Genomic DNA, 22,663 nt, shown 5'->3' with positions numbered 1-22,663 from the left:
CGGAGGACCGGGACGGGCGCCGTTGAAGCAGTTACTTCTTCTTGGCGGCAGTGACCTTGGCGTACTTCGCCTGGAACTTCGCCACCCGGCCCGCGGTGTCGAGGACGCGCTGCTTGCCGGTGTAGAACGGGTGGCAGGCGCTGCAGGTCTCGACGCGGATCTCGCCGCCCTTGGCGGTGCTACGGGTGGTAAAGGTGCTGCCGCAGGAGCAGACGACGTTGGTGGTCGTGTACTCCGGGTGGATGCCGCTCTTCATGTCTTCTCGGTCCCTCTCGATGATCGGGTCGCCGGGTCGCCTGCTATGAGATGAGACGTGAACCGGAACCCCTACTGGCCGATGTACCAGTCTGCCATGTCCCCCGTACCGCGCGGAAATCAGGAGGTGCAACTGGATTCGCCCTGGTTAACGTGAGCGCCCTGCTCGGCATTCCCGATCTGAGAGGCGCCCTCCGATGACCCTGCTCCACGACGTCCTCGACCCGGCCGAACTGGTCGCTGCGATCGAAAACGGGCACGTCCGGCCGCAGCGGCATCCGACGCGCGACTTTGTGATCTACAACTACACCGAGGCCTGCCAGTACTCGGGCGCCTGGACCCCGATCACCCTCGCCTGCCGCGGTCTGGTCGTGGACGGCGCGGGCCGGATCGTCGCCCGCCCGTTCCCGAAGTTCTTCAACCATGATCAGCTTCAGGCGGCGCTCGATCTCGCGGCACCGGTGACGGTGACCGACAAGGCGGACGGCAGCCTCGGCGTGATCTACCACGACGGCTCCGGCTACGCCGTCGCCACCCGTGGATCCTTCGCCTCCGACCAGGCACTTCACGCGACCTCCGTGTTGCGTACGCGCTACGCGTCCTTCGTCCCGCCGGCCGGCCTGACCGTCCTCGTCGAGATCATCTACCCGGGCAACCGGATCGTCGTGGACTACCAGGGCATGGACGACCTCGTGCTGCTCGGCGCGGTCGACATCGCCACCGGGCGCAGTTTCGGCCCGGACGCGGTGCCGGACTGGCCGGGCCCGGTGGTCGAGACGTTCGGTTACCCGACGCTGGCCGACGCGCTCGCCGCACCGCCTCGCGCCGGGCGGGAAGGACTGGTCGTGCACTTCACCGCGGCCGACCAGCGGGTGAAGATCAAGTACGTGGAGTACGTCCGGTTGCACCGCCTGGTCACCGGCCTGACCCCGCGTACCGTGTGGGACGTCCTCGCCAACGGCGGCGACCTGGACGTGCTCACCGCACCGCTGCCCGACGAGTTCCACGTCTGGGTGCGTGGCGTCGCCGCGGACCTGACCGCCGCCGTCGAGGCACGCGCGGCCGAGGTCGAGGCCGCCTACGCCGAGATCGTCGCGGCCCTGCCGGCGGGCTGGGGCCGCAAGGAGTTCGCGGCCGCCGCGACGCGCAGCGAGTTCCGGGGCGAGTTGTTCCGGCGACTCGACGGCAAGGACTACCGTCCCGGCCTGTGGCAGCGGGCCCGGCCGGCCGGATAGAAGGACCTGGGAATGACACGACTTCTGATCACGCGAGGCCTGCCCGCGTCCGGCAAGACCACGTTCGCGCGCAAGCTGCAGCCGGACGTGGTCCGGGTCAACCGGGACGACCTGCGCATCATGCTGCACGGCCGTCGGCTGTTCACCCAGCGGGCCGAGGCGCAGGTCACGCAGGCTCAGCGGGCCGCGGTGGAGGCGCTGCTGCGTGCGCGCGGGAGTGTCATCGTGGACGACACCAACCTGCGCGGCAAGACGGTCCGCGAGTGGGCCGAACTCGCGGCCCGCTTCGACGCGACGTTCGAGGTCCACGACTTCACCGACGTACCGGTGGAGGAGTGCGTCCGGCGGGACGCGGACCGGCCGGAGGACGAGCGCGTCGGCGAGGACGCCATCCGCCGGATGCACGACCGGTACCTGGCTGGGAAGAACCTGCCGCTGCCGGTGCCGTGGGTGGAACGCGGCGGCCCGGGACTCGTCTACCGGCCCGATCCGGAGCTGCCCGAGGCGGTGCTGGTGGACATCGACGGGACGGTCGCGCTGATGTCCGGCCGCAGCCCGTACGACTGGGGACGGGTCGGTGAGGACGAGCCGAACCCCGCGGTGATCACGGCGGTCCGGGCGATGCACGCGGCCGGCCACGCCATCGTCTTCTGCTCGGGGCGGGACGAGGTGTGCCGGCCGGAGACGGAGGCGTGGCTCGATCTGTTCGTCGGCGTGCCGTACGAGGGTCTGTTCATGCGCCCGGCCGGCGACAGCCGCAAGGACTCCGTGGTCAAGCGCGAGATCTTCGACCGTCAGGTCCGTGACCGCTGGCGGATCGTCGGGGTGTTCGACGACCGCCAGCAGGTGGTACGCATGTGGCGGGCGCTCGGCCTCACTGTCTTCCAAGTGGCGGAAGGGGACTTCTAGGTGGTGAAGTATCCGCGGACGTTCCATCTGCCCGACTCGCCGGGCGCGACCGATGATGATCGCGTTCAGCACGATCTGTCCTGGCTGGACGGTGAGCTCGTGGTGACCGAGAAGATGGACGGCGGAAACCTCACCTTCACCCGGGACTCGATGTTCGCCCGGTCGCTCGACTCCGGCACCCAACCCTGGGACCGGCCGGCGAAGGCATTGTGGGCGATGACGGCGTACCGGATACCGGACGACTGGCGGGTCTGCGGCGAGTCCATGTGGGCTCGCCGCAGCGTCGCCTACTCCGACCTACCCGGCGTCTTCCTGGTCTTCGGCATCTGGGACGAGACGGACACCCTGCTCGGCTGGGACGACACGGTGGACTGGGCGCGCCGCCTGGAGCTGCCGATGGTCCCGGTCCTTTACCGCGGCGGCAGCCTCTCCGAGGCCCGCGCCGCCTGGGCGGCGCAGCGGAAACCGGACGCCTCCGAGGGGTACGTGGTCCGCGCGGCCGGCCGCATCCCGGCCGCCGAGTTCTCTCACAAGCTGCTCAAATGGGTACGCGAGGACCACGTCCGCACCGACGCCTCCTGGCGCCACCGCGACGACTTCGCGGTCAACGAGTTCGCTTGACCTCCGCCTCACTACGCAGCAGGCAGAACTCGTTGCCCTCCGGGTCGTTGAAGACCACCCACCCGGAGCCGTCCGCCAGCCGCAGATCGTCGACGGGCTTCGCGCCGAGTGCGATCAGCCGCTCGTACTCCTCGTCCCGGGTGCCCTCGACCGGCCGCAGGTCGAAGTGGATCCGGTTCTTGCCCTGCTTGGGCTCGGGCACCTCGATGAAGAGCACCCGGTGCCGCCCGTCCCGGGAGATGATCAGGCACTCCTCGTGGCCGGGTTCGTTCGGGTCCTCCGGATCGTCGACGTAGTCCAGGACCTGCTGCCACCACGAACTCAGCTGGTAGGCGTCGGTGGCGTCCACGGTGGTGTGGGAGATGAACGAGGTCATGACGACACGCTAGTTCGCGTACGGGCACCGGCGCACGCCGTTACTGGCCAGCGCCGCGGCCTCCTCGTCGAGGTAGAACGCCGGCCGCAGGTCGAGCTCCTGGTAGTAGCGGTGGAAGACCGGCGTGAGACCGCCGGACATCGGCGGCACGATCCAGGTCCAGTCGGCCGGCACCGGCCGCCCGGCCTTCTCCTCGTTGCGGATGTGGGTGATGAACCGCTGCGACTCGGTGTGGTGGTCGCTCATCTTCACGCCGGCCTGCTCGTAGCTGTGCAGCACCGCCCGGTTCAGCTCGACCAGGGCCCGGTCCCGCCACAGGGTCGACTCCCGGCTGGTGTCCAGACCCATCCGGGCGGCGACCTCCGGCAGCATGTCGTAGCGGTCGGCGTCGGCGAGGTTGCGCGCGCCGATCTCGGTGCCCATGTACCAGCCGTTGAACGGGGCCAGCGGGTAGTGCACCCCGCCGACGGTGAGCCGCATGTTCGAGATGGCCGGTACGGCGTGCCAGCGCAGTCCGAGCTCGGCGAACCAGCCGAACTCGGGATGGGTCAGCGGCACCTCGCGGATCGCGCGCTCGGGCAGTTCGTAGAGGCGTACCCCCTCGCCCGGCGTCTCGATGACCAGCGGCAGTACGTCGAACGCGTCGCCCTTGCCCCGCCAGCCGTATTCGCGCACCGCCGCGGTGAAGCCGAGCTGCCGCGCGTCGCCTTTCGCCCGGCCGTCCTCGGTCCGGTAGCCGGCGTAGCGGATCAGCTGCTCGTTCCAGACCCGCGCGTACGGCCGGCCGGGCTCCGCCGCGGCGAAGACGCTGATCACGGGACGGAGCTGACCGGTTCCGGCCGCCTGGAGGTGCTGCACCAGGAGCGAGTAGATCTCGTCCGCGGTACGCGCCCGGCGGCGGTCCAGCACCATCAGGCTTCGCCAGTAGAGCCGCCCGATGCACCGGCTCGCGTTCCGCCAGGCCATCTTGGCGCCGTGGGCGAGTTCGTCGGTGGTGTGCACGTAGGTTCCGGTCGCGGCGATCTGCGCCCGCACGATGGCGAGCCGGGGTTCGACCGGGCCGAGCCGGGGGTTCTCGAGATAGCAGCGGCGCAGGAAGTCCTCGGCCTCACCGGGGTCCACGGGCGCGAATCGGTCCCAGGGCTCGGTTGGATGGTCCCGGTAACCAGGCACGATCATCGAGCGCCTCCGGCCTATCGAGGGTGGGGATACCGGAGGTTCGCACGACCACGGATGGGCATAATCAGACACCGTGTGCGACAAAAGCGACGCGACCCACCCGTTTGGTGGATCGCGTCGCTTTTGTACGGTTATTCGCCAGGCGTTGACTTGGCGATCTGCATCAGGAACTCGATGTTGGTCCGGGTCTGCTTGAGCCGGTCCAGCAGGAGATCCAGAGCAGCGCCCGACTCCAGCGAGCTGAGCACCTTGCGGAGCTTGTGGATGATCGCCAGCTCCTCCTTGCCCATCAGGATCTCTTCCTTACGGGTGCCGGAGGCGGAGACGTCCACGGCCGGGAAGACACGCTTGTCAGCGATCTTGCGGTCCAGCTTGAGCTCGGCGTTACCCGTGCCCTTGAACTCCTCGAAGATCACCGTGTCCATCATCGAACCGGTCTCCACCAGCGCGGTCGCGAGGATGGTGAGCGAGCCACCGTTCTCGATGTTGCGCGCCGCGCCGAGGAACCGCTTCGGCGGGTAGAGCGCCGTCGAATCAATACCACCCGACATGATGCGGCCGGAGGCCGGCGCCGCCAGGTTGTACGACCGGCCGAGCCGGGTCACCGAGTCGAGCAGCACGACCACGTCGTGGCCCAGCTCGACCAGGCGCTTGGCCCGCTCGATCGCCAGCTCGGCGACCGTGGTGTGGTCCTGCGGCGGACGGTCGAACGTGGCCGCGATGACCTCGCCCTTCACCGAGCGCTGCATGTCGGTGACCTCTTCGGGCCGCTCGTCCACGAGCACGACCATCAGGTGGCACTCGGGGTTGTTGCGGGTGATCGCGTTGGCCAGCGCCTGCAACACCATCGTCTTACCGGCCTTCGGCGGGGAGACGATCAGCGCCCGCTGGCCCTTGCCGATCGGCATGACCAGGTCGATGACGCGGGTGGTGAGGATGTGCGGCTCGGTCTCCAGCCGCAGGCGCTCCTGCGGGTAGAGCGGCGTGAGCTTGTAGAACTCGGGACGCCTGCGGGCCTCGTCGGGTTCCATGCCGTTGATGGTGTCCAGCCGGACCAGCGGGTTGTACTTGTCCCGCCGCTGCTCGTTGCCGCCACCGTCGCGCGGGGCCGAGCGCACCGCACCGGTGACCGCGTCGCCGCGGCGCAGCCCGTACTTCTTCACCTGCGACATCGAGACGTACACGTCGTTCGGCCCGGACAGGTAGCCGGTGGTCCGCACGAACGCGTAGTTGTCCAGCACGTCGAGGATGCCGGCCACCGGAACGAGAACCTCGTCCTCGGCGACGTGCGGCTCACGGCCCTCCCGCTGGCCGCTGTCGCGCTGGTCACCGTCGCGGTCGCGGCCCCGGCGGCGGTCCCGGAAGCGGCTGCGCCGGCTCCGCCGGCCGCCATCGGAGTCGTTGTCGTCGTCGTGCCCGTCATCGGGGCGGCCCTGCTCGGCGCGAGGCCCGCGGTCGTTGTTCCGCTCACTGTCCCGGTTGCGGTCGCCGTCGCGGTTGCCGTCCCGGTTGCGGTCGCCATCGCGGTTCCGCTCGCCGTCACGCTGCTGGCCGTCACGCTGCTGGCCGTCACGCTGCTGGCCGTCACGCTGCTGGCCGTCGCGCTGGTTGCGCTGCCGGTCGCGGTCGCGGTTACGCTCACCGCGCTCCGGACGGTCACCACGCTCGGGACGCTCGATGGTCTCGGCCGGGGCCGTCGCCTCGGCCGGCGCCGTGGTCACGGCGGGCTGAGCAGCCTCGGTGGCGTCCTTGACGGGTGTCTCACGCGGCGCCGTGTCACGGGACCCGCGCTCGCGGCGGCTCCGGGACGGACGCTCGGCCGCCGGGGCGGACTGGGCGGTTTCGACCGGGGCGGCTGCGGTTTGCGGCGCGGGGGCAGCCTCGACCGGGGCCGGCTGGGCCGGAGCGGGGGACGCGGCGACGGCCTCGGACCCGTTGGTACGCGGACGCGGGGCCGGCTCTGCGGCGGCGGCGTTGCCGCCACTCTGGCGCTCGGTGATCGCGGCGATCAGCTCACCCTTGCGCATCCGGGCGGTACCGGAGATGCCGAGGGAGGCGGCGAGGCTCTGCAACTCGGGCAGCAGCATGGCGGACAGCCCGGTGCCGCCACGGCGGCGCTTCGTAGCGGTCGCGGTGGTGCCGGCGCCGTCAGCGACGTCAGAAACACCCGACGTCACGTCGGTGGTGTCGCTCAATGGATTCCTTCCGTCGGAAAAAACCCGAGATCACCCGGAGCTTGCAGCCAGGGCCGGGTGCCCTCGGAACCCGCTTCGCAACAGCGGCGCGGGAGTTTCGTGCAGCACGGCAGCTCGACGGTTTCCCTGCCCGCCAGGGCTTGACGGGTAGGTCTCGGCGAGTGCAGCGATCTATCGACTGCTGTCCGGCGTGTGCCTTGATGAGAGTTGAGACAGGCCACCAAGGCCCAGAAATCTCGGGGGTGCGCCGAACCGCAGAGATCGCTTGCTTCGCGGGTTGTTGTTGAAGCCCTGTGCTAGGTCTTGAGCGTAATCAACTCGTACGACCTGCGGCAACAGGGCCCCGCTCGGCGTGTTCCACCATACCCCCTTTCACACAAGCACCGGCGTCATCCACGCCCAGCACTTCGCCGCGCCACTGCGCACCCGGCGTGAAATCGGCCGGGACCTCGGTCAACGCCAGCACGGTCGGTCCCGCGCCGCTGACCACGGCGGCGACTCCGGCCGAGCGGAGTGCGGCCACGAGCGATGCCGTGCCCGGCATCCCCGGTCCCCGGTAGCCCTGATGCAGCCGGTCCTCGGTGGCCGGGAACAACAGGGACGGGTCGTTCGTGAGGGCGTGGGTCAGCAGTGCGGCCCGCCCCGCGTTGAACGCCGCGTCCGCATGCGGGACCTCGGCCGGCAACGCGGCACGCGCGGTCGCCGTATACCCACGCTCGGCAGGGACGAAGACCGTTGGGCGTACGCCCTCCGCCGGAGTCAACCGCACCGCCCGGCCGCCCGTCGCCTCGGTCCAAGCGACGGTGAAGCCGCCGAGCAGACAGGGCGCCACGTTGTCCGGATGGCCCTCGAGCCGGGCCGCGATCCGCAGCGCGGCCACGTCGTCGATCAGCCGCAACCCGTCCCGGACCAGGCCGCGGGCGAGCTGCACGCCGCCCACGATGGCGGCCGAGGAACTGCCGAGCCCGCGCGCCTGCGGGATCCGGTTGACGCACTCCACGGCCACACCCGGCGGGCGCTGGCCGAACTCGTCGAAGGTCGCCAGCATGGCGCGGACGACCAGATGGTTCTCGTCGGCGGGCAGCTCACCGGCGCCCTCGCCGCTCACCGTGACCGTGTACGCGTCGCCGGTCACCCGGGCGGTCAGATCGTCGTACAGGGTGAGCGCCAGACCCAGCGAGTCGAAGCCGGGACCGAGGTTGGCGCTGGTCGCAGGCGTGCTGACGGAGACCGGATCGGTGACGAAGGACAGGCCCATCGCCACATGCTAGGGCGTGATCATTTCAACGGGAGTGCCCCGGTGCCGCTAATCCCGAATGTCGAATCGGTCGGCCTGCTCCGGCGTACCGGCCACCGGGGCGAGCCGCCGGGTGGCGATCCGCCAGCCGATCGCGTACGTCAGCGTGATCAGCGCGCAGGTGGCCAGGATGATCCGCTGGTCCACCTGGTCGATGAACAGGCTGACACCGAGCTGGCTGATCGCTATCGCGAGCGTCGCCAGCATCATGTCGACGGCGAAGATCCGGCCGCGCAGCTCGTCCGGGACCTCGCCCTGGAGCGCGAAGTTGGAGAGCACCCAGTTGGTACCACCGGCGAAGTGCGCGACGAAGACCAGGGCCAGCACCAGCCAGAACCATGGGGCGAAGGCCACGCCGAGGTAGCCGACGCCGTACAGGCCCATGGAGATGGCCAGGCCGGGGAGCAGCCACGCGGGCCGGTTCAGCACCGGCCGCATCACCAGCGGGCCGACCAGGGCGCCCGCGCCGCGCATCGCGAAGAGCAGGCCGGCCCCGATCGCGCCGACACCGTGTGCGGCGGCGATCAGCGGGAACACGGTGAGCACGCCGTTGCCGAGGCCCACCGCCGACTTGACCGTGACCAGCGCCCGGACCCGTGGCCGGGCGCCGATGTAGCGCAGCGCCTCGAACATCGCGCGCATCGACTGCGCGGGCTCGGCGGCGCCGCGTGGCGCCTGTAGCGGGCGCCGGATCAGGGCGGTCAGCACGGTTCCGGTGAGCAGGCAGGCCGCGGTGACCGCGAAACAGACGTACGGGCTGAAGACGCTGCTCACCACGCCGCCGAGAGACGCACCGACCACCGTCATGGTGCCCCACGCGGAGCCGGCCACGGTGTTCGCCGCGGCCAGGTCGGACGGGTCCACCACGTTCGGCAGCGCGGCGGAGGCGGCGGGCGAGTAGAAGGCCTTCGACACCGCGATGGCACCCACCGCGACGAGGGCGAGCGGAGCGGTCGCCGCCGACCGGACGGCGAACAACAGCATCACCGAGACGAACGCGGCCAGGTTCGCCAGGATCAGGATCTTCCGCCGGTCCACGCGATCGGCGATCGTGCCGGTGTACGGCAGCAGCAGCGCGATGATCCCGGTGTCCGCGGCGAGCACGAGCGCGCCCCACGCACCGCTGCCGGTCAGCTCGGGCAGGAGGACCAGCAGCGGCACCATCACGAACCAGTCGGCGCCGAAGACCACGAGCTCAGCCGCGAACAGACGGCGGAAGTCACGGTTGCGGGTAAGGACCGAGAACGCTGCTGGCACGTACTGAACCCTACCGGTCATGAATACGCCGATGCCCGGCCACGAGGGGCCGGGCATCGGTGTTCGGCACTGCTTACTCGTCCGGCTTGTCCTGTTTACGAGGCATCTTGAGCACCTCGAACTGGTCGGTGTAACCACGCAGAGCGCCACCGGCCGGCTGGGGACCACCGTTCTCCGCCGAAGCGTCCTTGGCGTCCGGCACCGCAACCGGCTCCAGCTCCGGCTCGTCCGCCGCGGGCTCGGCCGGCGCGGTGGCGACCGGCGCGGCCGCCCCGCTCTTGCGGAGCCGCCTCGCCTGGCGCTTGGCCCGCGACTTCTCCTTGCGGTTCTCCACCATGGTGTAGAGCGTCGGCACCAGCACCAGCGTCAGCAGGGTGGAGCTGACCAGGCCACCGATGACCACGATGGCCAGCGGCTGGGAGATGAAGCCGCCCTCACCGGTGAGGCCGAGCGCCATCGGGATCAGCGCGAAGATGGTCGCGATCGCGGTCATCAGGATCGGCCGCAGGCGGTGCCGGCCACCCTCGATCACCGCTTCCTTGACGCCGTATCCGGCGGCTCGGTAGTGGTTGATCAGATCCATCAGCACGATCGCGTTGGTGACCACGATGCCGACCAGCATCAGGATGCCGATCAGTGCCGGTACGCCGAGCGGGGTGCCGGTGATCAGCAGCAGGCCGATCGCGCCGGTCGCCGCGAACGGGATCGAGACCAGCAGGATCACCGGCTGCACGATGCTGCGGAACGTCGCGACCATGATGATGAAGACGATCGCGATGGCGGCCAGCACGGCGAGACCGAGCTGCGAGAACGCCTCGTCCTGGTCGGCGCTGACGCCGCCGATCGTGTACTCCGCGCCGGGCGGCAGCTCGAGCGCGTCGAGCTTCTTCGTCAGGTCCTGGTTGACCGCGGTCAGGTTCGACCCGGTGACCGCGCCGGAGACCGTGGCGGTGCGGTTGCCGTCGGTCCGGGTCACCTCTTCCGGACCGCCCACCTCCTTGACGTCGGCCACCTGGTCCAGCGGGATCACGCCGCGGGGCGTGGTGAGCGGCAGGGCGCGAAGCGCGGCCGGGTCGGCCGGGGCCGCGCCGAAGGAGATCACCACGTCCTGGCTGGTGCCGTCGACGGACATCTCGCCGGCCGGTGCGGACCGGAACCGGGCAGCCACAGTCTGACCGATCTGCGCCTCCGTGAGCCCGGCCTTCGCGGCCGCCTCGCGGTTCACCACCACGTCGAGCCGCGGAACGCTGGCCGCCAGGGTGGTGTCCACGTCGGCGACGCCGGCGACCTCGCTCATCGCCTTGCGCACCTGCTCGGTGGCCGCGGTGAGCGTCTCGGTGTCGGCCGCGGTCACGCTGACGGAGAGCTGGCTGCTGCCCAGCCCGGAGCCTTCCTGACCGATCTTGATCTCACCGGCGTCGGTCAGCTTGTCGAACTCGGCGCGCAGCTCGTCGGAGACCTGCGCGGCGTCGGCGTCCTCGGCGAGCGCCACCTGGTAGGTGGCGGTGCCACCGCCTCCACCACCGGCGAACGGGTTCGCCGAGTTGCCACCGACGGTGACCTGGTACGTGGTCACGTCGTCCCGGTCGGTGAGGATGGCCTCCACCTTCTTGGCAGCCGCGTCGGTCGTCGCCAGGTTGGTGCCGACCGGCAGCTCCTGGCTGATCGTCAGGCTGTCCTGACCCGACTCGTCGAGGAAGTTCGTCTCCAGCCGGGTGGAGAGGGCGAACGTTCCGATCAGCACCACGATGCCGATCAGCACCGTGGCCCAGCGGCGGGTGGTGGCGAACCGGATGACCGGCAGGTAACCGCGCTGCAGCGGGCTGCGCAGCTCCTTCTCCTCGGCGGCCTTGCGGATCGCCTCGGCGTCGGCGCCTCCGGCCGGCGGCCGGAGGAACCAGTACGCCAGCACCGGCACCACGGTCAGCGACACGAAGAGCGAGGCCAGCAGGGCGACCGTCACGGTGATCGCGAAGGACGAGAAGATCTGCCCGACCAGGCCGCCGACCAGCGCGATCGGGGCGAACACGGCGACCGTGGTGAGGGTCGAGGCGGTGACCGCGCCGGCCACCTCCTTCACCGCGCCGGTGATCGCGTGAACCTTCTCCTCGCCGTACTCCAGGTGCCGTTTTATGTTCTCCAGCACCACGATCGAGTCGTCGACCACCCGGCCGACCGCGATGGTGAGCGCGCCGAGAGTCAGCAGGTTGAGCGTGTAGTCACCGATCCAGAGCGCGATCAGCGCGACCAGGACCGACAGCGGGATGGACACCGCGGTGACCAGCGTCGACCGCACGCTCATCAGGAAGACCAGGATGACCACCACCGCCATCAGAAGGCCGAGCAGGCCCTCGGTGGTCAGGCTCTCGATCGACCGCTCGACGTACGGCGCCTGGTCGGTGATCACCGTCAGCGTGGCGCCGGAGTCCTTCTCCAGATCGTCGAGCATGTCCCGCACCTCGTGCGAGATCGACACCGGGTTGCCGTCCGGCCGCGCGGTGACCGCGATGCCGAGGCTGTCCACGCCGTCGGTCCGCGTGTACGACTCCGCGGGCGGCAGCTTGCTCTCCACCGCGGCCACGTCACCGAGCTTCACCGGCCCGCGCGAGCCGGTCAGGTAGACGCCCTTGAGCTGGTCCACCGTGGTGATCGGGGTGCCCACCTGCACGGTCAGCGACTTGGTGTCCTGGACGACCGCGCCGGCCGGGATGGAGACACCGTTGGCCTGCAGTACCGTGGTCAGCGAAGCCGGGTCGACACCGGCCGCGCCCAGCTTGGCCAGGTCCGGCGTGATCACGACCTGCTCGGCCCGGGCACCGGTGACCTGGGTGTCGCGGACGCCCTCGATACCGTTCAGCTCCGGCACCACGGTGTCGTTGAGGCGGTTGAGCAGGTCGGACTCGCCGTCCCCGCCGGAGGCGGCGAGCACGATCGCCGGGATGTCGTCGGTGCCGCCGGCGAAGACGGTCGGATCGACGTTCTCCGGGAGCTGGGACTGGATCCGGTTCACCGAGGTGGTGACCTGGTTGACCGCGGACTCGATGTCGGTGCCGAACTCGAACATCACGACGACGCTCGACACGTTCTCCCGGGAGGTCGAGGTGACGGTGTCGATGCCGTCGATGCCCTTGACCGCGTCCTCGATCGGCTTGGTCACCTGTTCCTCGACCGCTTCCGGCGAGGCACCTGGCAGCACCGCGCTGACGAAGGCGGCCGGCAGCTCGATCGAGGGGAAGAGCTGCTGCTTGAGAGACGGAATCGCGTAGAGGCCGAATCCGCTGATCACGATCGCGATCAGCGCCACTAGACCTCGGTTGGCAAGGCTGAGCCGTGTCAGTACTGACATGGGCGCTCCCCCGAGAAAAGTTCGGTCGATACTGATAGTTTGCCTGACACGAACAAATGGTTTTCGATGGGGGTCCCCTGGGACCCGTTCCCGACGGCGCGGCGCGGCTCAAGGTAGGCCGCAGACAAGCCCCACTGGTACCGTCCGTCATCAGGTGGCAGCGCGTACGCCACCGGCACGTCACAAAAGGAGCCGGCGCTGAGCCAGAAGGAACAGCTCATCGCAGACATCATGGGCGCCCAGATCCGGCTGGAGCACCTGTTCGCCGATGACCGGTCGGATCCGCTGTTCTCGTCGCACCTGACGATGTCGCAACTGAAGATCCTGTTGCTGCTCTCGCGGCACGGCACGCTGTCCGGCGGCGAGCTGGCCCGGCTGGTCGGCGTGGGCGCGGCGGCCCTCAGCGGCATGATCGACCGCTTGGTGGTGCAGGACCTGGTAACCCGCACAGAGGACGTCAACGACCGCCGGGTTCGCCGGATCGGCCTCACCAAAGCAGGCACGGAACTCATCGAAGGCATCATCACGGCCGGTGCCGTCAAACAGCGCGAACTCCTCAGCCGGCTCTCAGCCGAGGAGCTCGCCATCGTCGCCAAGGCGATGGAGCTGCTGGTCCGCGAGGCGGCGGCGGGCTCCGAGACTTGACGGTTGTTACGGTCGGTTACCCGTACCGTTAATGGTCATGCCAGCTCGAGCGCCTTGGCCGCCAGAAGCGGGTCGTTGGCGATGACCGTGGGTGAGGGGGCGGTGGAGATCGCCCACTCCGGGTCCTTGAGGCCGTGCCCGGTGACGGTGCAGACCACGCGCGCGCCGGCCGGAATCTTGCCGGCGGCGGACTGCTGGAGCAGTCCGGCGACGCTTGCCGCGCTGCCCAGCTCGACGAAGACGCCGACCTCGCGGGCCAGCAGCCGGTAGGCGTTGAGGATGTCACGGTCGGTGACCGCGGAGATCAGGCCGCCCGAGGCGTCGCGGGCGTCGAGGGCCTTGGTCCAGCTCGCCGGGTTACCGATCCGGATCGCGGTGGCGATGGTCGACGGGTTCTCGACGACCTTGCCGTTCACGATCGGGGCGGCACCGGAGGCCTGGAAGCCGAACATCTTCGGCAGCCTCGTGGCGTTGCCGTCTTCCTTGTCCTCCTGGTAGCCCATCCAGTAGGCGGAGATGTTGCCGGCGTTACCGACCGGCAGGCAGTGGATGTCCGGGGCGTCGCCGAGCGCCTCGACGATCTCGAAGGAAGCGGTCTTCTGCCCGTGCAGGCGGAAGATGTTCACCGAGTTGACCAGGGCCACCGGGTAGTCCTGGGAGAGTTTCGAGGCGAGCGCGAGGCAGTCGTCGAAGTTGCCGTCCACCTGGAGCAGGCGGGCGCCGTGCACCAGCGCCTGGGCCAGCTTGCCCAGCGCGATCTTGCCCTGCGGCACGAGGACCGCGCAGGTGATCCCGGCGCGTGCCGCGTACGCCGCCGCGGACGCGCTGGTGTTCCCGGTGGAGGCGCAGATGATCGCCTTGGCGCCCTCCTCGACCGCCTTGGACACGGCCATGGTCATGCCGCGGTCCTTGAACGAGCCGGTCGGGTTGGCGCCCTCCACCTTGAGGTAGACGTCGGCACCGACGCGCTGGGAGAGCACCGGCGCCGGCACCAGCGGCGTGTTGCCCTCGTGCAACGAGACCACCGGCGTGGCGTCGGTGACCGGCAGCCGGTCCCGGTACGCCTCAATCAAGCCCCGCCACATGGTCCGCTCCTCACTCGCTTGTCGGCACAGAGTGCCTCAAGCATCCGGCTCTTGGGACCGAATGCCCACTATTCAGGACGATGGCAGACGGCCTCGACGTTGTTGCCGTCCGGATCGCGCACGAACGCGCCGTAGTAGTGCTCGTGGTACTCCGGGTGCAGGCGGGGCTCGTGCAGCACCTCGGCGCCGGCCTCGACAGCCGCCCGGAAGAAGGCGTCGACCGCGGCCCGGTCAGCCGCCGCGAACGCGATGTGCGACTCGCGGAAACCCTCGCCCTCGTTGAACTCGCCGATCCAGAAGTCCGCGTGGTCGGTCCCATAACCGATCGCGACCTTGAAGTCCAATAGCCGGCGGCCGCCCAGCGGCGCCAGCACCGCGTCGTAGAACGCCGCACTCCGCTCCAGGTCGGCACATTGGAATCCCACGTGGTCCAGCACTAGCCGGCTCCCCCCTCGACGCGCAGCACACTCGCGATCGACCGGACGATGTCCAGCCGGGACAGTGCCTCGACGGTAGCGGCCAGCGCCGCGTCCGGGGCACTGTGGGTAACGATGACCAATTTCGCGTCATCCTCACGACCGGACTGGCGCACGGTCGCGATGGAGACCTCGTGCTGGGCGAAGACCCCGGCCACGGTGGCCAGCACGCCCGGCCGCTCGGCCACGTCGAGGCTGATGTGGTAGCGGGTCATCGACTCGCCGATCGGGCGGACCGCCAGCGAGGCGTAGTTGCTCTCGCTCGGCGCCCGGGTCCCGGTGAGCTTGTTGCGAGCGGCCGCGACGATGTCGCCGAGCACCGCGCTGGCGGTCGGCCGCCCCCCGGCACCACGGCCGTAGAACATCAGCGGGCCGGCCGCCTCGGCCTCCACGAAGACCGCGTTGAACGCGTCGCCCACGCCGGCCAGCGGGTGGCTGAGCGGGATCATCGCCGGGTGCACCCGGACGCTCACCGTGTCGCCCTCGACGCCCGAGCCGCGCTGCGCGATGCAGAGCAGCTTGATCGTGCAGCCCATCTCCTTGGCGCTGGCCATGTCGCCGGCGGTCACACCGGTCATGCCCTCACGGAACACGTCGGCCGCGGTGACCCGGGTGTGGAAAGCCAGCGAGGCGAGGATCGCGGCCTTCGCGGCGGCGTCGAAGCCCTCGACATCGGCGGTCGGGTCGGCTTCCGCGTACCCCAACTCGGTGGCCTCCTCGAGGGCTTCGTCGAAGCCCGCCCCGGTGGCCGCCATCGAGGAGAGGATGAAGTTGGTCGTGCCGTTCACGATGCCGGTGACCTGGGTGACCCGGTCGCCGTGCAGCGACTCGCGCAGCGGGCGCAGCAGCGGGATCGCACCGGCCACCGACGCCTCGTAGTAGAGGTCGGCGCCGCCCTCGGCGGCCGCGGCGTGCAGGGTGCCGCCGTCCTCGGCCAGCAAGGCCTTGTTCGCCGTGACCACGCTCTTGCCCGCCCGCAGCGACTCGATCAGCCAGCTCCGGGCCGGCTCGATGCCGCCGACGACCTCGATCACCACGTCCACGTCGTCCCGCTTGATCAGACTGAGCGCGTCGGTGGTGAACAGCGACGGGTCGACCGGCAGGTCACCGCGCTCCCGGCCCAGCCGGCGCACCGCGATGCCGGCCAGTTCCAGCGGGGCACCGATCCGGGCGGTCAGGTCCGCGGCCTGCTCGTGCAGCAGCCGGACCACTTCACTACCGACGGTGCCGCAGCCGAGCAGGGCCAGGCGGACCGATCGCGTTGAGCTCATCCAACATCCAATGCAAGCAGGTCGTCCTCGGTCTCGCGCCGCACGATGACGCGGGCGGCGCCGTCGCGCACCGCCACCACGGGCGGCCGAGGAACGTGGTTGTAGTTGCTGGCCATGCTCCGGCAATAGGCACCGGTGCCCGGCACCGCAATAAAATCTCCGGGCTGCACGTCGGCGGGCAGGAATTCATCCTTCACGACGATGTCCCCGGCTTCACAATGTTTTCCCACAACGCGGGCGAGCATCGGCTCCGCCTCGCTACGCCGGTTGGCCAGAGTGGCCGAGTACGAGGCGTCGTACAGCGCGGTCCGGATGTTGTCGCTCATCCCGCCGTCCACGCTCACGTACGTCCGGATGCCGTCGACGTCCTTGACCGTCCCCACCTCGTAGAGGGTGAAGACGGAGGGCCCGACGATGGCCCGGCCCGGCTCGATGGAGAGCTTCGGTACGCGCAGCGACGCCAGCTCGCACTCCGACTCGACGATCTTGTTGATCCGCTTAGCCAGGTCGCCCGGCGCCGACGGATCGTCCTGTGTGGTGTACGCGATCCCGAAGCCGCCGCCCAGGTCCAGCTCGGGCAGCTCGACGCCGCGTGCGTCGCGGATCTGCGCCTGCAGCTCCAGGATGCGGCGGGCGGCCACCTCGAAGCCGCTGGTGTCGAAGATCTGCGAGCCGATGTGCGAATGCAGCCCGCGCAGGTCGAGCACGCCCTCGTCGATGATCTGCGCGGCCGCCGCGAACGCCGCCCCGCCGGCCAGCGAGAAGCCGAACTTCTGGTCCTCGTGCGCGGTGGCGATGAACTCGTGGGTGTGCGCCTCGACGCCGACGGTGACCCGGACCAGCACGCCGGGCCGCTTGCCGGTTCGCCTGGCCAGCTCGGTGAGCCGGGCGATCTCCTGGAACGAGTCGACGATGATCCGGCCGACGCCCGCCTCGAGTGCACGGGACAGCTCGGACACCGACTTGTTGTTGCCGTGGAAGCCCATCCGCTCGGGCGGGAAGCCGGCCGCCAGCGCCACCGCCAGCTCGCCGCCGGAGCAGACGTCCAGGAAGAGCCCCTCCTCCTCGACCACCCGCACCACGGCCTTGCAGAGGAACGACTTGCCGGCGTAGTAGACGTCGGCGTCCGCGAACGCCGCCGCGAAGTCCCGGCAGCGGCCCCGCAGATCCTCCTCGTCGAGCAGGTAGGCCGGCGTGCCGTAGTCGGCCGCCAGATCCGCGACGCTCACCCCGCCGATCTCCAGAGACCCGGCCTCGGTACGACGCACGGTCCGCGGCCACAGCGGCGACACCAGAGCGTTCACGTCCTCCGGGGTACGCAGCCAGGCCGGCCCGCGGCTGCCGAGGTCACCGTGCAGAGCCCCGGCCTCGTGTGCGCGCATTGCTACATCCTCTCCGGGGCCGAAACGCCGAGCAGGCCCAACCCGTTCGCGATCACCGTACGGGTGGCGTCGTTGAGCCACAGCCGCGCCCGGTTCCCGTCGCCGACCGGCTCGTCGCCCTTCGGCAGGACCCGGCAGGCCGGCTCGTCGTAGAACCGGTGGTAGGCGCCGGCGATCTTCTCCAGCAGGCGGGCGACGTGGTGCGGCTCGCGGTGCTGCGCCGCGAAGGCGACGGTCTCCGGGTACTCGCCCAGGGTCTTGAGAAGCTCGTTCTCCTTCTCGTTGCTGAGCAGCTCGGGCCGGAACTCGTCGGGTGCGCCGCGGGTCAGTGCCACCTCGGCGGCGTTGCGGGACACGCTGGCGGTGCGGGCCGCCACGTACTGCACGTAGTAGACCGGGTTCTCCCGGCTCGCGCTGGTCCACAGGTCGATGTCGATGTCGATCGGGGAGTCGCTGGAATAGCGGGCCAGCGCGTACCGGGTGGCGTCGACGCCGAGGGCGTCGACGAAGTCCTCCAGGGTCACCACGGTCCCGGCGCGCTTGCTCATCCGCACCGGCTCGCCGTCACGGACCAGGTTCACCAGCTGGCCGATCAGGATCTCCAGGCTCTTCGCGGGGTCGTCGCCGAAGCAGGCCGCCATCGCCTTCATCCGGCCGATGTAGCCGTGGTGGTCGGCGCCCAGCATGATCACGACCCGCTCGAAACCGCGCTTGCGCTTGTCCAGGTAGTACGCACAGTCCGCGGCGAAGTAGGTCCAGTCGCCGTCGGACTTGCGCAGCACCCGGTCCTTGTCGTCACCGAAGTCGGTGGTGCGCAGCCAGGTCGCCCCGTCGGACTCGTAGACGTGCCCCTGCTCACGCAGCCGGTCCAGGGCCTCCTGGAGCTCGCCGCGGTCGTGCAGGTCCTTCTCGTTAAAGTAGGTGTCGAAGTGCACGCCGAAGTCGGCCAGTGACTTCCTGATCTCGGCGAACATCAGGTCGACGCCGACCCGCCGGAACGTCTCCTGCGCCTGCTCGTCCGGCTGGACGAGCACCTCCGGGGACCGCTTGACCACCTCGGCGGCGATCTCGGCGATGTACGCGCCGCCGTACCCGTCCTCGGGGGCCGGCTCACCCTTCGCGCTGGCCAGCAGCGACCGGGCGAACCGGTCGATCTGCGAGCCCGCGTCGTTGAAGTAGTACTCGGTGCCGACCTCCGCGCCCGCGGTACGCAGCAGCCGGGACAGGGCGTCACCGACCGCCGCCCACCGGACACCACCGATGTGCACCGGACCGGTCGGGTTGGCGGAGACGAACTCCAGGTTGATGCGCTCCCCGGCGAGCCGGTCGGTACGCCCGTAGGCTGAACCGGCGAGCACGATGTCGCGCGCCAGGGCACCGGCCGCGGCCGCGTCCAGCCGGATGTTCAGAAAGCCCGGACCGGCGATCTCCACCGACTTGATGCCGGGGCGTCGTCCCAGCTCCTCGGCGAGCGCGGTGGCCAGCTCACGCGGCGCCACGCCGGCCTTCTTGCCGACCTGCAGGGCGATGGTCGAGGCGTAGTCGCCGTGCTCGGGGTTGCGCGGACGCTCCACCGTCGTGGTGGCGGGCAGTGCGGCGACGTCGAGTCCACGCGTCTCGAATACGGCACGAGCAGCTGAGAGAACGGTGTCAGCAAGGTTGGCGGGAGTCACCCGGCCATGCTATCGGGGGTAGACTTCGTCGTTCGGCGGCCACCCGAGCCCCGCCCCTTCCTATTTTCAAGAATCGACGAGGCGCGATGAGTATGAGCACGCCGGGTCCCGAACGGGTCCCGTCCACCGTCAAGGTCGGCAAGACCACCGGCCAGGGCAAGCCGCCAGCGGGCAAGTCGGGCGGCAACCGGCCCGGCGGCAACCGCCCAGCCGGCAAGGGTGGCAAGGGCCGCAAGCCGGTCACGCCGGTGAAGGTGGCCGGTGGACGGAACTGGGGACCGATCATGGTCGCCGGTGTGGTGGTGCTCATCGCGGTGGGCATCATCGGCTATGGCGTCTTCGCCTCCGTCCAGGGCTCCCGTCCCTGGGAGGAGCAGGTCGCCGACGTCAAGGGCGTCGTCAACTACCGGGCGCAGAAGAACGCCCAGATCGACGACCGTACCCACAAAGAGGGCGCGCAGACCTACGTGACCAACCCTCCGGTCGGCGGCGCGCACAGTCAGACCTGGCAGAACTGCATGGGTGACATCTACAGCGAGCCGATTGCGAACGAGTACGCGGTGCACAGCCTCGAGCACGGTGCGGTCTGGGTCACCTACAAGCAGGGTCTGGCAGCCGACCAGGTCGCGGCCCTGCAGAAGAAGGTCGAGGGCCAGGACTTCATGCTGATGTCCCCGATCGCCAACCTGGACAAGAACGTCTCGGTGCAGGCCTGGGGTTACCAGCTCAAGGTCGACGACGCGAACGACGAGCGGATCGACGCGTTCATCAAGGCCACCCGGGTGAAGGCCTCGATGGAGCCGGGCGCGGCCTGCTCCAGCGGCAACACCACCACCGGCCCGCTCCCCGCCGCCCCCGCCGGCGGCGCCACCCAATGATCTCTGACGTCACCTCCCCGGGCGCGGACACCGCGCCCGGGGTGGCGGCACCGTCCGGGAACCGGTTCGGCTACCTCGGTGTCGCACTGCTCCTCGTGGGCCTGCTGCTCGGCGTCGCGGCCGGCCTGGTGATCCCGCGCCTCGGCAACCCCGGCGACGACTCGGTGGAGGCGGGCTTCCTGCGAGACATGTCCACCCACCACGCCCAGGCCGTCGAGATGGCGATGATCGCCCACGCCGGTTCGGACACCCCGCAGATCGTCACCCTCTCCGCCGACATCGCCACCACCCAGCAGGCGCAGATCGGCTACATGCAGGCCTGGCTCCGGGACTGGGACCTCGGCCCCACCGGCAGCAGCGAGCCGATGGCGTGGATGCCCGGCTCGGACGGCTCGATCGTCGACGGCCTGATGCCCGGCATGGCCACCAGCGACCAGATGGCGGCCCTGCGCAAAGCCACCGGCAAGCAGCTCGACGTCCAATTCCTCACCCTGATGCGTGCACACCACCTCGGCGGCGTGCACATGGCCCAGGAAGCCGTCGAACTCTCCGACGACGAGAACGTGGACTGGATCGCGCAGAGCATGGTCACCGCCCAGCAGGGCGAGATCCAACTGATCGACTCCCTGCTCAAGCAGGTTCAACAAGGCTGACAGGCGACACCGCCGGAACCGGTTGGCGATGGTTCCGGCGGGCCTGCTAGGCTTCTGAACCACTGGGCCCCCGTAGCTCAGGGGATAGAGCGTCGCCCTCCGGAGGCGAAAGCGCAGGTTCGAATCCTGCCGGGGGCACAAGCTATGGCGCTCCATGTCCGCTGGGAAACGCGGACCTGGAGCGCTTGTCATTTCTCCCTGGGGCCGAGCCCCAGACCCCACGCCTGCGTCGCTCCATGTCCGCTGATCTGCCTGGCGCGGCACGGGCTTGCGCTCTTTCGCGCACCACGCTCCTTCGCGCGCCACGTCCGCTGATCAAGTGCGGATCTGGGGGGGTTCAGTACTTGAACTGGCCTACCAGGCTGTGGAGGGTTGAGCTCATCCGGGCTAGCTCCGTGACTGCCTGCTCTGACGAGACGATCGCCGTCGAGGTTTCGGACACCGCCGTGGAAACGGTGGACAGGCTGGTGGAAACCTGCTGGCTGCTGGACGACGCTTCCGTGACGTTGCGGGACATCTCCGACGTGGTCGCCGTCTGCTCCTCGACCGCCGAGGCGATCGTGGTCTGGTAATCGTTGACCTGGGTGACAATCCGGGTCACCCGGCTGATCGCCTCGCTCGTGGCGGTCGCGCTTTGCTGGATGTCCTGGACGCGCTTGCTGATGTCCTCGGTCGCCCGTGCGGTCTCCTGGGCCAGTTCCTTGACCTCACTGGCGACCACGGCGAACCCCTTGCCCGACTCCCCGGCGCGGGCTGCCTCGATGGTGGCGTTCAGCGCAAGCAGGTTGGTCTGTTCCGCGATCGCGGTGATGAACTTGACGACGTTGGTGATCTCCGCCGAGGACTGGCCGAGTGCCATGACGGTCCGGCTGGCCTCCTCGGCGACGCGAACCGCCTCGGCGCCGGCCTGACTCGCGTCCGACGTGCTGGCGGCGATCTCGCGGATGGAGGTGCCCATCTCCTCGGCACCCGCTGCCACGGTGGTCAGAGCGGTGCTCATCGCCTCGGTGGAGCCGGCGACGCTACCGACCTCACGTGAGGTTTGGTCGGCGGAGCCGGCGATCTGACGCGTCCCGGTGGACAGTTCCTCGCTAGCCGCGGCGAGCGAGTTCGCCTGATCGCCGATCTGCGCGATGATGCCGGCCAGCTTCGCGACGAACCGGTTGAACGTCGCGCCGAGGGTTCCGAACTCGTCGCGCCGTGACTCGTCGACCCGCTGCGTCAGGTCGCCCTCACCGTCGGCGATCTCGGCGAGCCTCCCCGTCAGCCCGGTGAGCGGGCGGAGGATGCTGCGGGCCAGCAGCCACGCGAGGACCATGACCAGCAGTGCGGCCATGACGATACCGACGATGATGACGATCCGCGATGCGTCAGCGGTCTGCGCCGTCGAGTCGGCCCGCACCCCGAGCAGGCTGGCCTCCTCATCGTTCATCTCGGTCAGCACGCCGCGGATCTGGTCCATGACAGCCTTGCCCTGGTCGGTCAGGACCACGTCCCGTGCGGCGGAGAACCCGTCGGTGCGGCGCAGTTCGATCGTCTCGGCGAGCTCGTCGAATTTGGCCTGCACCAGCGGCCGGAGCCGGGCGATGCGCTCCTGCTGCGCCGGATTGTCGGCGGTGAGTCCCGCAACGCGGTCGATCAGTCCGGTCACGGCCTCGGTGGCCGCGGTGTACGGCGCGAGGTAGGCCTCCTGGCCCGTGATCAGGTAGCCGCGCTGACCGGTCTCCGCGTCCTTGAGCGCGCCGGTGATCCCGTCCACGCCTTGAAGCACCTGATAGGTGTGGGACACCTGACCGCTGTTTGTCTCCAGGGTGCTGGTGTTGCGGTACGCCAGGGCACCGACGATGGACAACACCACCAGCGGCACGGCGAAGGCGGCAACCAGCCGCGTCGTGACACGGTGCAACCAACTCATTGTCAAAGCCTCTTT

Annotated in this window: 19 protein-coding genes and 1 tRNA gene; 7 read left to right on the top strand and 13 right to left on the bottom strand. The window is 69.7% G+C overall.

What is annotated here, in order from left to right; translation table 11 throughout:
* Nucleotides 1-31: 31 nt before the first annotated feature.
* A complete protein-coding gene (gene rpmE / locus I4J89_RS10440) occupies nucleotides 32-256 on the bottom strand; it encodes a 50S ribosomal protein L31 (RefSeq protein WP_196413672.1) in 225 nt (74 codons plus the stop codon).
* Nucleotides 257-452: 196 nt separating this feature from the next.
* Here rpmE and I4J89_RS10435 point away from each other — a divergent pair, with 196 nt between their 5' ends.
* From I4J89_RS10435 to I4J89_RS10425, 3 genes are read left to right on the top strand one after another with little or no spacing between them, the layout of a single operon-like run.
* Nucleotides 453-1,490 carry an RNA ligase gene (locus tag I4J89_RS10435; RefSeq protein ID WP_196413671.1) on the top strand — a complete coding sequence of 346 codons (1,038 nt, stop codon included), beginning with the start codon at nucleotides 453-455 and terminating at the stop codon, nucleotides 1,488-1,490.
* A 12-nt stretch (nucleotides 1,491-1,502) separates the two neighbouring features.
* Complete coding sequence (locus I4J89_RS10430) at nucleotides 1,503-2,399, top strand: phosphatase domain-containing protein (RefSeq protein WP_196413670.1); 897 nt, start codon at nucleotides 1,503-1,505, stop codon at nucleotides 2,397-2,399.
* Entirely contained in the window at nucleotides 2,400-3,020 is a 621-nt protein-coding gene (locus I4J89_RS10425) for an RNA ligase family protein (protein WP_309238255.1), read from the top strand.
* Here I4J89_RS10425 and I4J89_RS10420 read toward each other — a convergent pair.
* From I4J89_RS10420 to I4J89_RS10395, 6 genes are all read right to left on the bottom strand, one after another.
* Nucleotides 3,004-3,396: a VOC family protein gene (locus I4J89_RS10420; protein ID WP_196413669.1), complete on the bottom strand. Its 393-nt coding sequence runs from the start codon at nucleotides 3,394-3,396 to the stop codon at nucleotides 3,004-3,006. The two genes, I4J89_RS10425 and I4J89_RS10420, sit on opposite strands and share 17 nt — an antisense overlap.
* A 9-nt stretch (nucleotides 3,397-3,405) precedes the next feature.
* The gene (locus tag I4J89_RS10415; RefSeq protein ID WP_196413668.1) at nucleotides 3,406-4,575 is read right to left on the bottom strand and encodes a nitric oxide synthase oxygenase; all 1,170 of its coding nucleotides are present in this window, start codon (nucleotides 4,573-4,575) and stop codon (nucleotides 3,406-3,408) included.
* A 131-nt stretch (nucleotides 4,576-4,706) separates the two neighbouring features.
* Nucleotides 4,707-6,770: a transcription termination factor Rho gene (gene rho, locus I4J89_RS10410; RefSeq protein ID WP_196413667.1), complete on the bottom strand. Its 2,064-nt coding sequence runs from the start codon at nucleotides 6,768-6,770 to the stop codon at nucleotides 4,707-4,709.
* A gap of 313 nt (nucleotides 6,771-7,083) precedes the next feature.
* Nucleotides 7,084-8,028 carry a homoserine kinase gene (gene thrB / locus I4J89_RS10405; protein WP_196413666.1) on the bottom strand — a complete coding sequence of 315 codons (945 nt, stop codon included), beginning with the start codon at nucleotides 8,026-8,028 and terminating at the stop codon, nucleotides 7,084-7,086.
* 48 nt (nucleotides 8,029-8,076) lie between these two features.
* Complete coding sequence (locus I4J89_RS10400; RefSeq protein WP_196413665.1) at nucleotides 8,077-9,324, bottom strand: MFS transporter; 1,248 nt, start codon at nucleotides 9,322-9,324, stop codon at nucleotides 8,077-8,079.
* A gap of 73 nt (nucleotides 9,325-9,397) precedes the next feature.
* A complete protein-coding gene (locus tag I4J89_RS10395) occupies nucleotides 9,398-12,670 on the bottom strand; it encodes an efflux RND transporter permease subunit (RefSeq protein ID WP_196413664.1) in 3,273 nt (1,090 codons plus the stop codon).
* Between the two features lie 231 nt (nucleotides 12,671-12,901).
* Here I4J89_RS10395 and I4J89_RS10390 point away from each other — a divergent pair, with 231 nt between their 5' ends.
* Entirely contained in the window at nucleotides 12,902-13,315 is a 414-nt protein-coding gene (locus tag I4J89_RS10390) for a MarR family transcriptional regulator (RefSeq protein ID WP_196413663.1), read from the top strand.
* 35 nt (nucleotides 13,316-13,350) lie between these two features.
* Here I4J89_RS10390 and thrC read toward each other — a convergent pair whose 3' ends face one another.
* The 5 genes from thrC to argS form a co-directional block, all read right to left on the bottom strand.
* A complete protein-coding gene (gene thrC / locus I4J89_RS10385; RefSeq protein ID WP_196413662.1) occupies nucleotides 13,351-14,400 on the bottom strand; it encodes a threonine synthase in 1,050 nt (349 codons plus the stop codon).
* 68 nt (nucleotides 14,401-14,468) lie between these two features.
* Nucleotides 14,469-14,837: a VOC family protein gene (locus I4J89_RS10380; RefSeq protein ID WP_196413661.1), complete on the bottom strand. Its 369-nt coding sequence runs from the start codon at nucleotides 14,835-14,837 to the stop codon at nucleotides 14,469-14,471.
* On the bottom strand, nucleotides 14,837-16,147 hold the full coding sequence (locus I4J89_RS10375) for a homoserine dehydrogenase (RefSeq protein WP_196413660.1): 1,311 nt from the start codon (nucleotides 16,145-16,147) through the stop codon (nucleotides 14,837-14,839). The genes I4J89_RS10380 and I4J89_RS10375 overlap by 1 nt, the downstream gene beginning before the upstream one ends.
* Nucleotides 16,144-17,529: a diaminopimelate decarboxylase gene (gene lysA, locus I4J89_RS10370; RefSeq protein ID WP_196413659.1), complete on the bottom strand. Its 1,386-nt coding sequence runs from the start codon at nucleotides 17,527-17,529 to the stop codon at nucleotides 16,144-16,146. Before lysA ends, I4J89_RS10375 begins: the two co-directional genes overlap by 4 nt.
* Before the next feature lie 2 nt (nucleotides 17,530-17,531).
* Nucleotides 17,532-19,202, bottom strand: a complete 1,671-nt coding sequence (gene argS, locus I4J89_RS10365) for an arginine--tRNA ligase (RefSeq protein WP_196413658.1) — start codon at nucleotides 19,200-19,202, stop codon at nucleotides 17,532-17,534.
* A gap of 86 nt (nucleotides 19,203-19,288) precedes the next feature.
* On the opposite strand from argS, the gene I4J89_RS10360 reads away from it, so the two are divergent.
* From I4J89_RS10360 to I4J89_RS10350, 3 genes are all read left to right on the top strand, one after another.
* Entirely contained in the window at nucleotides 19,289-20,080 is a 792-nt protein-coding gene (locus I4J89_RS10360; protein ID WP_196413657.1) for a thioredoxin-like domain-containing protein, read from the top strand.
* Nucleotides 20,077-20,733 (top strand): DUF305 domain-containing protein, encoded by a 657-nt coding sequence (locus I4J89_RS10355; RefSeq protein WP_196413656.1) that lies wholly within the window; start codon nucleotides 20,077-20,079, stop codon nucleotides 20,731-20,733. Before I4J89_RS10360 ends, I4J89_RS10355 begins: the two co-directional genes overlap by 4 nt.
* A gap of 66 nt (nucleotides 20,734-20,799) precedes the next feature.
* Nucleotides 20,800-20,871 (top strand) — tRNA-Arg (locus I4J89_RS10350).
* 199 nt (nucleotides 20,872-21,070) lie between these two features.
* Here the strand turns inward: I4J89_RS10350 and I4J89_RS10345 are convergent.
* A complete protein-coding gene (locus I4J89_RS10345) occupies nucleotides 21,071-22,648 on the bottom strand; it encodes a methyl-accepting chemotaxis protein (RefSeq protein ID WP_196413655.1) in 1,578 nt (525 codons plus the stop codon).
* Between the last annotated feature and the right edge of the window lie 15 nt (nucleotides 22,649-22,663).

The organism is Actinoplanes aureus (genome assembly GCF_015704865.1).
In the GTDB taxonomy this organism is placed as follows: Bacteria; Actinomycetota; Actinomycetes; order Mycobacteriales; family Micromonosporaceae; genus Actinoplanes; species Actinoplanes aureus.
Note: the sequence above shows the minus strand (reverse complement) of the source record. Positions and strands in the feature narration are given on the sequence as shown.